Below are 13,268 nucleotides of genomic sequence, written 5' to 3' on the forward strand. Positions count from 1 at the left end.
AAAACCGGTTTTTCGGAAGACTATGCTGCTGCTTCAGCCTGTTTCTTCTCGATATCGCTCAGAATTTTGAGCGCGCCGTCTGTGAGGGCTGTTTTCTTCGTTTTCTGAAGATAGCCGTCAAGACCACCGTGCTTGTCGACGGTGCGCAGCGTGCTGGCCGCGATACGCATTTTGAAGCTGCGAGACAGAACTTCAGAATGCAGCGTGACGTTCACCAGGTTCGGAAGGAACCGGCGCTTAGACTTGATATTTGAGTGGCTCACCCGGTGACCAACCATCGGGGACTTGCCAGAAAGTTCACATTCGCGCGACATGGCAGCGCCTCTTTCAGGATATTCTTAAAACTCGAAGGGCGGCTGATACGTCTTTAGCCGGGAAAGGTCAAGCGTGATTCGTTGCAGAATCTCACATGACTGCCAGATTCCGACCAAACGGGGATTTCTTCAAGACCAAATTATGATGGGGCTGTTCATCCTGGAAACAGTCTGGTCTTGTTAGCGTTGGTAATCGGGCGGGCACTTATAGTTAGAGGTCCAGATGGGTATGAAACGTAAATTATCAGCAGGCCTCGCAATTGCGGCGCTTGGGCTGAGCACAGCGGTATCGGGAGCGACAGCTTCTGAAAATCCAATTCTTCAGGATGTCAAAGACGGCACGGCCAAGCGACTTGTCTATGAAGTCGAGGCGGTGGCCTATCTGCTGTTCATCCCGGTCACGGGTAAGGCGGATTTCGAAATCCTGATGGACGATTCCACTTACAGGATGAACACACTCGTCAAGACGACGGGCATTGCAGATCTGTTTGTCGATTATGACATGCGGATCGCCGCAAGCGGTTACATCACGGATAACGGTCTGCAGACCTATAATTACATCAGTCAGAACAATGACGGGAAGAAGAACCGCCGCGTTGAGATGACGTATCGTTCTGATGATGTGGATATGGTCGCGACACCGGCATTCGGTAATCTTGGTTTCCCTCCGGCGACACCTGAGCAAAAGCTTCAGGCGCTCGATCCGATCACGGCGCTGATGAATGCGGCCTTCCAGCCGCAACCGGCTGACAATCCGTGCGGCCAGGCGATCCAGACCTTTGATGGTCGCCAGCTCACCCGCCTGGATTTCCGTTATATCGGTGAGACGAATGTCAAAACCAAAGGGTATAAGGGCAAGGCGGTTGAATGCCATGTCGATCTGACCCGCGTCGCCGGTTATAAAAAGGGCGATAAGGGCGGTAACCTGTCCGGCATTGAAGGTCCGATGAAGATCTATTTCGGCGAGCCGATGGAAGGCTTCCGTCCAATGGTGAAATTCGTCGTCGACACCAAGGATGTTGGCAAGATTACATTGTCGACCAAGAAAATCCGTCTGGAAGATGTGCCGCAGTCGGCGTCCAATGAGACAGCCTCTTCGGCTGGCTAGGCGGACCGTCTGAATGATTGCAAGTAACCCGTGCATAGAGATATGCGCGGGTTATTTATTTCCGGTAGAATTCGATGATTATTTATTGGTCTCGACTTTTTCCAGCGCCGTAATTCACAAGTTTAAAACCACAGCATGTGACAGGAAAATTTAAGTACATATTAGAAAACGTATTGAAAATAGTTCTCAACAACAGATGACAGTGCGATTTGGACAATTTTTGACGGTGTTCACCCTCAAATAGTCACCGTAAAAGAAATCACGAATGTGTGAGACTGGCGAATACGCCGGGAACGGAACAAAATTCGAGCATCAATTCGCATGTTTCCCGTTTTTCTCACGTGAATACGCAAAAACTTCCGCAAATATTGCCGCACAGCCAATCCTTCGAAACCCTGATCAGACATTCGATGTTTGAAGAGGGGAATTCTGTATGCGATTACAATCATTACTGGGTCGGTCATCCAGTGTCGCGGCTTTGATGCTGGCGGCGTCTTTGCCTTTGGTGGGCCAGGCGCAGGAGACAACCTCCACAGACGAAGAAGCCACCCTCGAGCGCGTGTTCGTAGAAGGACGCCGCGTGTCTCAGACAGACGAAGCCATTGGCCTCAATGAGGCATCGAACACCGTGGCGGTGACGCGTGAGGAGCTGCTCTCTGCACCGGGCGGCATTTCGGGTCTGAAAATGCTGGAATCGCTGCCTGGCTTCAACGTCCAGACCGATGGTGCGCTGGGTCTTTATGAGTTCGGTAACTCGGTCACGGTTCGCGCCTTCAACCTGCAGCAGATCGGCTTCGTGCTGGATGGCGTGCCGATGGGCCGTTCGGATGCTTTCGGCGGGTCTCCGATCTTCCGTTATGTGGACAATGAAAACCTTGGCTCGGTTGTCGCCTCTCCGGGCGCAGGCGATGTCTCCCTGCCGAGCTATGCCTCGCTGGGTCCGATCGTCTCCTATAATTCGGTCGATCCGGAAGAAGATCCGGGCGGCATGATCTCCTACACTATGGGCGATGACAATCTGGAGCGTAGCTTCATCAAGCTGGAGTCGGGCAACTGGAATGGCTTCTCGGCCTATATCAGCCGCTCCAAGACGGACAGCGATCTGTGGCGTGGTCCGGGCAGTATCGACCGCGAGCATATTGAGGGCAAAATCAAGTACGAGTTTGACGAGGATACCTTCATCAAGTTCGGCTATGTCCATAATGACTTCTTCGACTATGACTCGCCATCAGGCCCGGAAAGTGTCTTCGAAGACGACTATTATTACGGCTATTCGCCGATCATTCCGGAAACCGGCTGTGTCGCGCCTCTGCCGGGCGTTTATGACTATAATGGCGATGGCGTTGCCGATGATGATGACTTCACGCCGCTCTATACCGGCGGCACCTGTACCCAGTATTATGAAGACCGCATCAACATCCGCGATGACACCCTCTATTCCCTGAATTTCGAGACCGATATCGTTGACGGCCTGATGTTCAAGGCAACGGCCTATCAGGAAGACAAGGATGGCTTTGGTGTCTCCCCGGATAGCTATAGCAACACGCTCGGTCGTTATCTCGGTCAGGCCGCTGTCGGTCTGGATGTCGTCTGGCCGCGCGGGGTTCAGTATGGCCTCTCTGAAGTCGGCGGCACGCGTACCGGTCTGGTCGCAGGCTTTGAATGGGAGGTCGCCAACCATCTCATCGAATTTGGCGGCTGGTATGAAGACGAGGACTATAACCGCACGCAGGCCCGTCTGAACAAGACGAACGGCTCTGCCGATGGCGACGTGATCTGGGATGAGACGGCGTATTACCGCCGCGATTACACGTCCTACCGCGAGTCCATGCAGTTCTACATCAAGGATACGATCAGCCTTCTGGAAGATCGTCTGAATGTCGAGATCGGTGTGAAAAGCCTGAGCGTCGATTACTCGCTCGAAGGCTATCGCGATTATAACGACTATTATCGCGTGGCTGAGGATGGGACCTATCTGCCAGGCTTCGGGCCACAGAATGTGGGTGAGGAGTATTCGAAAAACTTCCTGCCAATGGTTGGCGCGGTCTATGATCTGAATGATGCCGATCAGATCTTCGCGTCCTATTCGCAGAACTATGCTCTGCCGCGTGGCACCGATGACATCTTCTCCATCGCATCAACAGATGCAGAGACAGACCCGCTTCCAGCGCCGGAAGGTGAGGAGTCAGACAATTTCGAGATTGGTATGCGGACAAACCGGGCGGGCTTTTATGGCTCGGCGGCGCTGTTCTACACCACATTCGATAATCGTCTGGTTTCTGGCAGCGTGATCAACCCGGCCACTGGTCAGCCGGAAGCCTATTACATCAATGCGGGTGAAACTGAGGCTTATGGCTTTGAATTGTCGGGTGTTTATCAGCCTGATCTCTTCAACGACATGGTCTATTTCGATGGCAATCTGACCTATAACCACACCGAGTCGAAGGATGACTTCCCGGGTGGATCGGCAGGCTCCGTACTGGCCGATAGCCCGGAATGGCTGTTCACAGGCGGTGTCACGGTCGAGCCGACCGAATGGGCGGTTGCCAATCTTTCGGCGAAATACACCGGCACGCGCTATGCCGATTATACGGAAAGCTATGAGATGGAAGATTATACCGTCTTCAGCGCCTATCTCGATCTGGGCGGCCCGAATGACTTTGGCATTCCGGAAAACCTCAGCCTGCGCTTCAACCTCGACAATGTGTTCGATGAGGAAGTGCCAACCGCGTTTGTGTATGCCGGCTCGGCTTATTTCCGTCCGCTCAGCCCGCGCACCTTCCAGATGACACTGACCGCCCGCTTCTAGGCGTCAGAGCGCTTCACCCATAAGAAAAGCCCCGGTTCTGCCGGGGCTTTTTTTGTCTGCTGCTGTTCAAGCGGCTGATTGTCTTTCCCGGTCTGGAACGGGCAGCTCAGAAAGTTTCTTTCGAAGAGCTCTGCTCTCGCTCAACTTGCCAGGCTGTACACGGATCAGATCGACGCGTGCCGTGGTGAAGGCGTGATTGACGAGTTCATCACGTTTGATGGTCTTCGCGCGATTATGAGAGCTGTCATCCAGCTCAATCGCGAACAGGATTTGGCCGTCAAAGTCTGTCACCAGGAAGTCGACGTGCTTCTGTGCGATCCGGAGAAAGCCGGGGTTATCTTTTTTAAAGTCGCCGGTTCGCTCGACATCCAGAATATCGGCGATCCGCACTTTCGGACAAAGATATGCCCGGCCACGCAGAGCGCGATAGAGTTGTCGAAAAGCCAGACGTTCAGCTTCACTCAAAATGGTGGACCGCGATCGGTAAGCGTGAAGCGTCGGTTGTTTTCGTATTTTTTTGCGGGCTTTTCCGAAGAAGAGCGGGCCAATCGACGACAACGCCAAAGCCAGCACGCCGAAAGCAATCGCGAATCCCAAAATATCTGAAAAGGCATTCGCCATGTCACTGCTCCGAAGGTTTGCCACACGCTGCCAGAAACGTGTGAGGTAAGTCCTTCGGGAGCAGATTAAATTTCAACGATGACGGGCATTTCGAGGCTCACGAAACCCCTTCATCCTGCTTCACGCGGAGGGCGGTGATCTGGTTGCGGGATTTGCGCAGCACATCAAAGCGATATCCATGGAAGGAAAAGCGCTGACCCGGTTCCGGGATGGTCTGCGCCTCATGGATGACGAGGCCTGCAATCGTGACGGCTTCCTCGTCTGGCAGATTCCAGCCAAGCGCGCGGTTGAGATCGCGAATGGTGACCACACCATCGACATTCACAGAGCCGTCCGGTTGCGGGCGCACACCCTGAACAGCGACGTCATGCTCATCGCGGATATCGCCGACAATCTCTTCCAGAATGTCTTCCAGTGTGATCAGACCTTCCAGCGCGCCATATTCATCCACCACAAGCGCGAAGTGATTGCGCTTTTTCAGAAAGGCGTTCAGCTGCTCCTGTACGGTCAGCGTTTCCGGCACGAACCACGGTTCACGGATGATGCTGTCGAGATCCAGCTTGTTGAGATCGCCGCGCAGCGGCGCAATGGCGCGCAGCAAATCCTTGGCGTGCAGAATGCCAATGATCTCGTCCTGAGACCCGCGATAAAGCGGCAGCCGCGTATGCGGGCTGGACAGCGCGGTCATCACAATGTCGCGGGCCGGCTGGTCCGCATCGATCATGTTGATGTTCTTGCGGTGGATCATCAGGTCCGCAACGGTCAGATCCTTCAGGTCGAGCGCACCCACCAGCATGTGACGGTCATGCTCGGCCACGCCGCCTTCAGAGTGGTGCAGGTCAATCGCGCCGCGAATTTCCTCTTCGGCAGAGACAAGCCCCTGATCGGCGCGAATGCCGAAAATGCGCAGCGTGATCTTCACGATGAACTGGATGATGTTGACGATCCAGGCGAAGGTTTTCACCAGCCAGGTGATCGGCTGCGACACGGCCATGGCCACATTGTCAGAGTTCGAAATCGCATAGGTTTTCGGCATGACTTCGGCAAAGACGAGCACGAGCACCGTCATCACGGCGGTCGCAATCGGCACGCCCGCATCGCCGAACCAGCTGAGGAACATGGCCGTTGCCAGCGCAGATGCGAGAATATTGACGAGGTTGTTGCCGAGGAGAATGGCTCCGATCAGGCTCTCCTGATCGGCCAGCAGGCGGTTCACCCGCGCGGCGCGTTTATCGCCGTCTTTCTCCATTGCGTGCATACGCGCGCGGGAGGCTGCAGTCAGGGCGGTTTCCGATCCGGAAAAGAAACCGGAAAAGGCGAGCAGCACAATGACTGCAAAGAATGGCCACAGGGTGGTCATGCGAGTTTCGTTTCAACCTCCAAAAATGCGCGTAAGGGCTCAGGATCGACCCCTTTTTGCACAAAGGAATTACCAATGCCTTTTGCTAGAATGAGGGTGAGCGCGCCGGATTCAACCTTCTTGTCCTGATACATATGGCTCAGAAGCTCATTTGCATCAAAATCACCGGTGTTCAGAGCCGCCAGCGTCGGTGCGAGACCGGATTTTGCCAGCAGGCGCTCGACCCGCACAACATCCTGGCCGGGGCAGATCCCCAATTGCCTGGAATAGCGATAGGCCATGGCCATACCGGTCGCGACCGCTTCACCATGCAGGACCCGGCCATCAAAGCCGCGTGCACGTTCAATCGCGTGTCCGAAGGTATGGCCGAGATTCAACAGGGCGCGTTTGCCCTGTTCGGTTTCATCTGCGGCGACCACGGCAGCCTTGGATTCACAGGAGATTTTGACAGCCTTTGCCAGCTCGGCCTTGTCACCGGCCAGAATGGCGTCCGTTGCTGTTTCCAGATGATCAAAGAAATCCGGGCGATCGATCAGGCCGTATTTGATCACTTCGGCATAGCCAGCGCGCCATTCGCGCGGTGGCAGCGTCGACAGCATGTCGATATCAGCCAGCACCAGAACCGGCTGATTGAACAGGCCGATCAGGTTTTTGCCATGTCGTGAATTGATGGCCGTTTTGCCGCCGACAGAGGAATCGACCTGAGAGAGCAGGGTGGTTGGCACCTGCACAAACGGCATGCCGCGCTTCATCAGACCGGCCACAAGGCCAGACAGGTCACCGACAACGCCGCCGCCAAAAGCAATCAGCAGATCATTGCGCTCGGCTTCCTCGGCAATGAAATGCTCCAGAACGGTTTCCAGATTGGCGAAGGATTTGGACGCCTCACCGGACGGAACGGTCTTCACGATGGCTGGAATGCCGCTCGCGTCCAGGCTTTTCAGGGCGCGTTCGCCATGAATGCCCCAGACCGCGTCATCGCTGAGAATAAAGGCGCGCGAAGTCGGCTTTGGCAGAGCGTCTTTGATACGCTCGCCGAACGTGTCGATCAGCGCGCTGCCAATCACGATGTCATAGCTGCGTTTGCCGAGATCGACCCGGACAATGTCTTCAGTCATTGGAGGGAAACTTTTCCTTCAGGGCAGAAATAATGTCACGCACGGCATTCATATGCGGTCCGTCGCGGCTTTCAACGACAATATCGGCCGTGGCATAGGTTGCCTTGCGCGTTTCCAGAAGATTGCGCAGCCGATCTTTCGGGTTTTCGGTCTTCAGCAAAGGGCGGCCATCGCGGCGGCTGACGCGTCGCCAGAGCGTTTCAAGATCGGCGCTCAGCCAGATGGTGACAGCATGCTCTTTCAGCAGGGCGCGCGTCTGATCATTCATGAAAGCGCCGCCACCTGTGGCCAGTACCTGCTGTTTGCCGGTGATCAGACGCTCAATGACGCGCTGCTCGACACGGCGGAATTCCTCTTCGCCATGCAGAGAGAATATGTCGGATACGGACAGACCGGCTGCCTTTTCGATTTCGTCATCGCTATCGTGAAAAGGAAGCTTGAGTGTGTCGGCCAGACGTCGACCGACAGATGATTTGCCAGCGCCCATCAGGCCGACAAGTGCGATTGTTTTGCCGTTTGCGAGCGGTCCCGCTGAAGTTTCTGTTTCTATTGTCACATTTCCAACGCGCATCTGCCTTTGCGCCTCCACAAAGAACAGGCTTATACATAAAGGAATCATCGGGCAATTGTTCGAACGAGGCGAAAGGTAAACGATGAGACTATTTCTCATTATCGTGGGTATTCTGATCGTATTGGCGGTCGGCGGCATCTTCTGGCTGGCCGGTGAGGCAGAGAAAAACCCACCTTCATCCACCCAACTCGAATTCGAGGTTGATCTGGATGATTAGAACGCTAGCCATTGCGGGCGTCTCGCTTCTGGCGATCAGTGCACATGCGCAGGGTCTGCGCAGCACCAGCCTTGGAGAGATCGACCCCTGGGGTGTTGGCGCGCTGTCGACGCGCGAGCTGGAAGCCCTGCCGCAGGGCCTCTGGGACAATTCCTCAGCGACCCAGCTTGAGACGCTTTTTGTCACCACCGATGTTCATGCGCTTTCGCCAGCCATGCGCGATCTGGTCCGCCGGGCGCTCCTGTCGCCTGCACGTCGCCCGGATGTCGAGAATGCCGCCTCTTTGCTGGGGCTGCGCCTTTCACTTGTGCGTGAGCTGGGCGATCTGGACGCCTATAATCATTTCGTACGGCAGATTTCCGGCCAGCCAGGCGTCCCGAGCCAGGTAGAGCTTGAAATCGACATGGATCTGGCGCGCGGAAATCTCGCCTCGGCCTGTTCACGTGTGCGCGCAAGCACAGAGGTCACCGGCTATCTCCTGAATGCCCGCGCGGTGTGTTTTGCGCTGTCGGGTGAACTTGGATCTGCCGAACTGGCGCTGGAATTTGCGCGCAATGAAGGCGCCGAAGACCCATGGCTGATCGCAGCCGTCGGCGCCGTCGATGAGAATTTCAAAGGCAGGAAACCGACAGCCGATTTCAGCACAGGCCTGAAACTCGCCCTGTCCATTGCGGGCAATCTGCCCATTGCCAAGGAAGATGGCTATGCCAGCCTGACGCCAATGGTGGCCGCAGAGCTGATCAAGCGCTCGGATATTTCCCGCGGGTTTCGCATCGTGGCCGCAGACATCGCCGCGCGCGCAGATGTGATCTCCTACGATACCTATCGAAACGCCTATTTCTCCGACATGCCAGCCATGCCGGAACCGCCTCCGCCACCGCTGGAGGGCGAACCTGCACCGGAACCGGAAGAGATTGAGCGCCCTGAGCCGATCAATCCGCTGGATGCCGCCCTGATGGCCACGCGCGACCGGACGATGAATGAACGCGCCCGCGCCGAAGCCTTCGCCGCCGCGCTGACAGCTACAGAGCCGGACCTGAAAGCCTATCTCGCCACTGCCGGCGCGCTGATGCCGGAACTTCAGAACATTCGCAATCAGAACCTGATCGTCGAATATGGTGAGGTCTTTGCCCTCGCGGCCATCGCAACCGGCGATACCGATCTTTCGCAGCGCTTCACCAGCGGCACCGTGTTCGAAGGCGGCCCGCAGCCAGACGAATACGCGCTGGCCTGGATTGATGGCGTGCGCATTCTGGCGGGCATTGATGAGTCAGCAGAATCGGTCCGCGTCGTGTCTTCGCGTCTGGCCCGCAATGCCAGCGATGACACACGCGCCAAGGCCGCACGCATGCTCTACATGTTCTCGGTCATGGGCAGTTCCATCGCACCGGATGCGCGTGAGTTTCTGGCATCCACCAATGCCAAAGTGCTGAACACGGGCGAACGCATCGACCTGCAGACGCAATTGCTGACGGAAACGGCTCTGACCAGCGATGCGCTGGGCGAAGGCGTCTTCCGCGTGGCCGCTGCGGCCGGTGAAGACCCGACCCAGCTCAATATGTTTGATCTGGGGCTTCTGGTCCGCACGCTTCGCGCCGAAGGCTTTGAAGGGTCAGCACGCGCGCTCGCGATTGAAGGGGTTGGCTTTCAACGTCCGAAAAGCTGACACAGGTGTTTGGCGATGAGCGAAGACAGTCAGCGGATTGGGGCCTTTCTCGACATGCTCGCGGTCGAGCGCGGCGCGGCTAACAATACGCTGCAGGCTTATCGCCGCGACCTGGACGATGCTGTCGCCAGCCTGCCATCGGGGCTGGTTTCGGCCTCTGGTGCCGATCTGACCGGCTATCAGCAATCACTCTCGAAACAGGGCATGGCGGCGTCCACGATTGCGCGGCGTCTGTCCGCCCTTCGTCAGTTCTACCGTTTCGAGGTGGAGGAAGGCCTGCGCACCACCAATCCGGCCAGTGATCTGGTGACACCGACGCTGCGCCGTAACGTGCCGGATGTGCACTCTCGCGAAGACATGACCACCCTCCTTGCCGCCTGTGAGGGCGAAAGCATGCGGGACCGGCGTGATCTCTGCCTTCTGGAGCTGATCTACAGCGCCGGGCTGCGTGCCAGCGAGATTTGCGCCCTGCCCATGTCGGCGCTGAAAACCCGCAGGGACGGGTTCATTCGCGTCATCGGCAAGGGCAATAAGGAAAGGCTTTGCCCGGTTGGGCGTCATGCCAATCATGCGCTGGATGCCTATCTCGCCGTCCGTGAGGCTTCGCTGCCAAAGCGGAACCGGGCCGTTGCTGATGCCTTTGTGTTTCCATCCGGCGGCAAGGACGGGCATCTCAGTCGGCGGACCTTACAGAATGTGCTCGACCAGCGCGCCATCGCCGCAGGCCTCGACCCGACGGCGATCTCACCGCACAGCCTGCGCCATGCCTTCGCGACCCATATGCTGCAGGGCGGGGCCGATCTTCGCACCGTCCAGATGCTGCTTGGCCATGCCGATATTTCCACCACGCAGATCTATACCCACCTCCTGACAGATGATCTGGCCGATCTTCTTGCTGCCGCACACCCGCTTGCACAGGGGTAAGGTTCGGAACTTCGATGCCTGTCGAAGACTTAAGTCAGACAGGAGGCTTCGAAGATGAAAAACACACCTGGTCAGAATTCACCCCTGTTGGCCGCTGCCGCGCTTGTCGGAACGGGCCTGCTGCTGCGCCAATGGAAGCCAACACCGCTGGATCTGCCAAAAGCCGACACACCGCACGCCGATAAAGGCAGTCGCCGCAAGGTGCGACAGGCCCGTGATGGTGTGGCCAAGCTCTTCATGCCAGAGAACATGATGAAATCGCTTGGCACATCCCTGTTGATGATTGGCGGCGGGCTGGTTGCCATGCGCGCCTTTGATGAAGTCGTCGAGGAACAGGAAAAGCTTTTTTGACACCGGCTATAAAACCGCGTCCGACCGCGCGTCTTTTGCCCTTTGATCCGCAGGGACGGCTGCTGCTCGTCCATATGCATGACGAAAACGTCGCCAATGCAGACGGTGAGGTGCTCTCAGACCCGTACTGGGTCACGGTTGGCGGCGCGATTGATGCGGGCGAAACCACGCTGGAAGCAGCCTGGCGCGAACTTGAGGAAGAAACAGGCCTCAACCGGGATACGGCGCGCATAGGTCCGCCCGTCTGGTATGCCGAACACGTGCTCACCTTTTATGGCCGACAGTCTCTTTTGCAGGAAACCTTCTTCCTGGCCGAGGCTTTCACCACAGAGCTTGATCATTCCGGTTTCGAAACGACTGAAAAAGCCGCCATCAGCCACATGAAATGGTGGCCGGTCGATGATCTGCTCGCCAGTTCGCAGCAAGTCTTCCCGCGCGGCCTGAAAGCGGAATTGCCCGCCTTGCTCGCCAATGGGCCACCATCCGGCATTCGCACGATCCGCGCCTGACGCGCGGGCGTATCAAGTTTATCGGAAGCCAGTTGTTTCCTCGCGCAGAGGGGACTACTAGTTTCCCCAACGAAAAGACCGAACACACTCGAGGGGAACATCAGATATGAGCGCAACCAAGCCACCACAGCTCTTTTACAAGCCACTTGCCATCGGCGCGCCAATGCCACTGCGCGAACAGCCGGTGAATGTCGAGCGCATGATCCACTTCGTGCCGCCGCATCTGGACAAGGTCCGCGCCAAAGTGCCGGACATGGCGAAGAAGGTGGATGTGATCCTTGCCAATCTGGAAGATGCCATCCCGGCAGATGCAAAGGACGCGGCCCGCGCCGGCGCTGTGGAGATGGGCAAGACGGTGGATTTCAAAGCCTCCAATACCGGCTTCTGGTCCCGCGTGAACTGCCTGAACTCGCCATGGTTTCTCGAAGACATCACCACGCTTGTCAGCGAAGTCGGCAATGCGCTGGACGTCGTGATGATCCCGAAGGTTGAAGGCCCATGGGACATTCACTTTGTTGACCAGCTGCTCGCGCAACTCGAAGCCAAGCACAATATTGAAAAGCCGATCGGCATTCACGCCATTCTGGAAACCGCAGAAGGCATGAAGAATGTTGAGCAGATCGCGCTGGCCAGCCCGCGCATGCACGGCATCTGCCTCGGCCCGGCTGACCTTGCCGCCTCCCGCAAGATGAAGACCACCCGCGTTGGCGGCGGTCACCCCTTCTATCGCGTCATCGAAGACCCGGTCGAAGGCCGCGAGCGCATGAGCGCCCAGCAGGACCCGTGGCACTACACGATTGCGCGCATGGTCGACGCCTGCTCAAGCGCGGGCATCAAGGCGATGTATGGCCCGTTCGGCGACATTTCCGATCTCGACGCCTGCGAACAGCAATTCCGCAATGCCTTCCTGCTCGGTTGTGATGGCGCCTGGTCGCTCCACCCGAACCAGATCGACATTGCGAAAAAGGTCTTCTCTCCGGACCCGGATGAAGTGAAATTCGCCGCCCGCATTCTCGAAGCCATGCCGGATGGCACAGGCGTGGTTATGCTCGACGGCAAAATGCAGGACGATGCGACCTGGAAACAGGCGAAAGTCATTGTCGACCTTGCCAAGCTCGTCGCCGACAAAGACCCGGAATACAAGGAAGCCTACGGGTTCTAGGCTTTGTCTTTTTTGCTCAGTCGCTGATCCTCACCTTCGGCTCGGGCGACTTGCGCCATCGCGGTCGCTCGTGAAGTCCTTCTCCCCTCAGGGGAGAAGGATTTAGGATGAGGTGCACTATGAAGTTCGATGAGCTTAAATCTGTTGCCCACAATGTCAGTGCTTCTCTTGCGTCGGGAATTAGCTTCCTTATCGGAATTTACGATAGCGAGATTTTTGAAGAAGCGGCCCAAGCGCCAGATGGCTTTCTGGAAGTGGACTTTCTTGCCGGTACGATAGAAGGTGACAGTGCGAGTTCGAAATTGCGCGGAGTGGTTACAGCCTTTCGCGATAAGGGCTTGCCGGATCTCTGTCAGAAACACGGTTGTACGGCTGACGCTTTTTCAATGCTCCGAACAAAGTATGCGACAGATAGAGTCTATGGACGATACTTCATTGTCACCATGGCTGATCAGACGGGCAGGTCCTCAACTGATCGGTATATGGGGTGGGATGGAAAGCGCGGTTAACTTCTCCCATCCCACTACCATTCGCCCCT

At 56.7% G+C, this 13,268-nt stretch carries 14 protein-coding genes; 9 read left to right on the plus strand and 5 right to left on the minus strand.

Going from position 1 to position 13,268, the window contains the following annotated elements; all coding sequences use genetic code 11:
* Positions 1-20: 20 nt before the first annotated feature.
* Positions 21-314, minus strand: coding sequence for a 50S ribosomal protein L28 (gene rpmB / locus ACFQDM_RS08510; RefSeq protein WP_377378048.1), 294 nt, complete (start codon positions 312-314; stop codon positions 21-23).
* 223 nt (positions 315-537) lie between these two features.
* On the opposite strand from rpmB, the gene ACFQDM_RS08515 reads away from it, so the two are divergent.
* On the plus strand, positions 538-1,422 hold the full coding sequence (locus ACFQDM_RS08515) for a DUF3108 domain-containing protein (RefSeq protein ID WP_377378050.1): 885 nt from the start codon (positions 538-540) through the stop codon (positions 1,420-1,422).
* Positions 1,423-1,903: 481 nt separating this feature from the next.
* Positions 1,904-4,231 (plus strand): TonB-dependent receptor, encoded by a 2,328-nt coding sequence (locus ACFQDM_RS08520; protein WP_377378378.1) that lies wholly within the window; start codon positions 1,904-1,906, stop codon positions 4,229-4,231.
* Positions 4,232-4,297: 66 nt separating this feature from the next.
* On the opposite strand, the gene ACFQDM_RS08525 is transcribed toward ACFQDM_RS08520, so the two are convergent.
* The 4 genes from ACFQDM_RS08525 to ACFQDM_RS08540 all read right to left on the minus strand — a co-directional run bounded on the left by ACFQDM_RS08525 (position 4,298) and on the right by ACFQDM_RS08540 (position 7,886).
* A complete protein-coding gene (locus ACFQDM_RS08525; RefSeq protein ID WP_377378053.1) occupies positions 4,298-4,852 on the minus strand; it encodes a DUF2726 domain-containing protein in 555 nt (184 codons plus the stop codon).
* A 97-nt stretch (positions 4,853-4,949) separates the two neighbouring features.
* Positions 4,950-6,212 (minus strand): HlyC/CorC family transporter, encoded by a 1,263-nt coding sequence (locus ACFQDM_RS08530; protein WP_377378055.1) that lies wholly within the window; start codon positions 6,210-6,212, stop codon positions 4,950-4,952.
* Entirely contained in the window at positions 6,209-7,330 is a 1,122-nt protein-coding gene (gene aroB, locus ACFQDM_RS08535; protein WP_377378057.1) for a 3-dehydroquinate synthase, read from the minus strand. Before aroB ends, ACFQDM_RS08530 begins: the two co-directional genes overlap by 4 nt.
* Positions 7,323-7,886 carry a shikimate kinase gene (locus ACFQDM_RS08540; RefSeq protein ID WP_377378058.1) on the minus strand — a complete coding sequence of 188 codons (564 nt, stop codon included), beginning with the start codon at positions 7,884-7,886 and terminating at the stop codon, positions 7,323-7,325. Before ACFQDM_RS08540 ends, aroB begins: the two co-directional genes overlap by 8 nt.
* 97 nt (positions 7,887-7,983) lie before the next feature.
* On the opposite strand from ACFQDM_RS08540, the gene ACFQDM_RS08545 reads away from it, so the two are divergent.
* From ACFQDM_RS08545 to ACFQDM_RS08575, 7 genes are all read left to right on the plus strand, one after another.
* Positions 7,984-8,118 (plus strand): hypothetical protein, encoded by a 135-nt coding sequence (locus tag ACFQDM_RS08545; protein WP_377378059.1) that lies wholly within the window; start codon positions 7,984-7,986, stop codon positions 8,116-8,118.
* Positions 8,111-9,784 carry a hypothetical protein gene (locus ACFQDM_RS08550; RefSeq protein ID WP_377378062.1) on the plus strand — a complete coding sequence of 558 codons (1,674 nt, stop codon included), beginning with the start codon at positions 8,111-8,113 and terminating at the stop codon, positions 9,782-9,784. The genes ACFQDM_RS08545 and ACFQDM_RS08550 overlap by 8 nt, the downstream gene beginning before the upstream one ends.
* 15 nt (positions 9,785-9,799) lie before the next feature.
* The gene (locus ACFQDM_RS08555; protein WP_377378065.1) at positions 9,800-10,708 is read left to right on the plus strand and encodes a tyrosine recombinase; all 909 of its coding nucleotides are present in this window, start codon (positions 9,800-9,802) and stop codon (positions 10,706-10,708) included.
* Between the two features lie 54 nt (positions 10,709-10,762).
* Entirely contained in the window at positions 10,763-11,059 is a 297-nt protein-coding gene (locus ACFQDM_RS08560; protein WP_377378068.1) for a hypothetical protein, read from the plus strand.
* Entirely contained in the window at positions 11,056-11,568 is a 513-nt protein-coding gene (locus tag ACFQDM_RS08565) for an NUDIX hydrolase (protein ID WP_377378070.1), read from the plus strand. The genes ACFQDM_RS08560 and ACFQDM_RS08565 overlap by 4 nt, the downstream gene beginning before the upstream one ends.
* Positions 11,569-11,674: 106 nt before the next feature.
* Positions 11,675-12,730 carry an HpcH/HpaI aldolase/citrate lyase family protein gene (locus ACFQDM_RS08570; protein ID WP_377378073.1) on the plus strand — a complete coding sequence of 352 codons (1,056 nt, stop codon included), beginning with the start codon at positions 11,675-11,677 and terminating at the stop codon, positions 12,728-12,730.
* 119 nt (positions 12,731-12,849) lie between these two features.
* Positions 12,850-13,239, plus strand: coding sequence for a hypothetical protein (locus ACFQDM_RS08575; RefSeq protein WP_377378076.1), 390 nt, complete (start codon positions 12,850-12,852; stop codon positions 13,237-13,239).
* Positions 13,240-13,268 lie beyond the last annotated feature (29 nt).

Origin of the sequence: Ponticaulis profundi, assembly GCF_042659465.1 — a bacterium.
In the GTDB taxonomy this organism is placed as follows: domain Bacteria; phylum Pseudomonadota; class Alphaproteobacteria; order Caulobacterales; family Hyphomonadaceae; genus Ponticaulis; species Ponticaulis profundi.

Bases quoted from the DNA above. Each gene is read 5' to 3' on its own strand.
- rpmB (WP_377378048.1), bottom strand. From the start codon at position 314: ATGTCGCGCGAATGTGAACTTTCTGGCAAGTCCCCGATGGTTGGTCAC.
- ACFQDM_RS08515 (WP_377378050.1), top strand. From the start codon at position 538: ATGGGTATGAAACGTAAATTATCAGCAGGCCTCGCAATTGCGGCGCTT.
- ACFQDM_RS08520 (WP_377378378.1), top strand. From the start codon at position 1,904: ATGCTGGCGGCGTCTTTGCCTTTGGTGGGCCAGGCGCAGGAGACAACC.
- ACFQDM_RS08525 (WP_377378053.1), bottom strand. From the start codon at position 4,852: ATGGCGAATGCCTTTTCAGATATTTTGGGATTCGCGATTGCTTTCGGC.
- ACFQDM_RS08530 (WP_377378055.1), bottom strand. From the start codon at position 6,212: ATGACCACCCTGTGGCCATTCTTTGCAGTCATTGTGCTGCTCGCCTTT.
- aroB (WP_377378057.1), bottom strand. From the start codon at position 7,330: ATGACTGAAGACATTGTCCGGGTCGATCTCGGCAAACGCAGCTATGAC.
- ACFQDM_RS08545 (WP_377378059.1), top strand. From the start codon at position 7,984: ATGAGACTATTTCTCATTATCGTGGGTATTCTGATCGTATTGGCGGTC.
- ACFQDM_RS08550 (WP_377378062.1), top strand. From the start codon at position 8,111: ATGATTAGAACGCTAGCCATTGCGGGCGTCTCGCTTCTGGCGATCAGT.
- ACFQDM_RS08555 (WP_377378065.1), top strand. From the start codon at position 9,800: ATGAGCGAAGACAGTCAGCGGATTGGGGCCTTTCTCGACATGCTCGCG.
- ACFQDM_RS08560 (WP_377378068.1), top strand. From the start codon at position 10,763: ATGAAAAACACACCTGGTCAGAATTCACCCCTGTTGGCCGCTGCCGCG.
- ACFQDM_RS08570 (WP_377378073.1), top strand. From the start codon at position 11,675: ATGAGCGCAACCAAGCCACCACAGCTCTTTTACAAGCCACTTGCCATC.
- ACFQDM_RS08575 (WP_377378076.1), top strand. From the start codon at position 12,850: ATGAAGTTCGATGAGCTTAAATCTGTTGCCCACAATGTCAGTGCTTCT.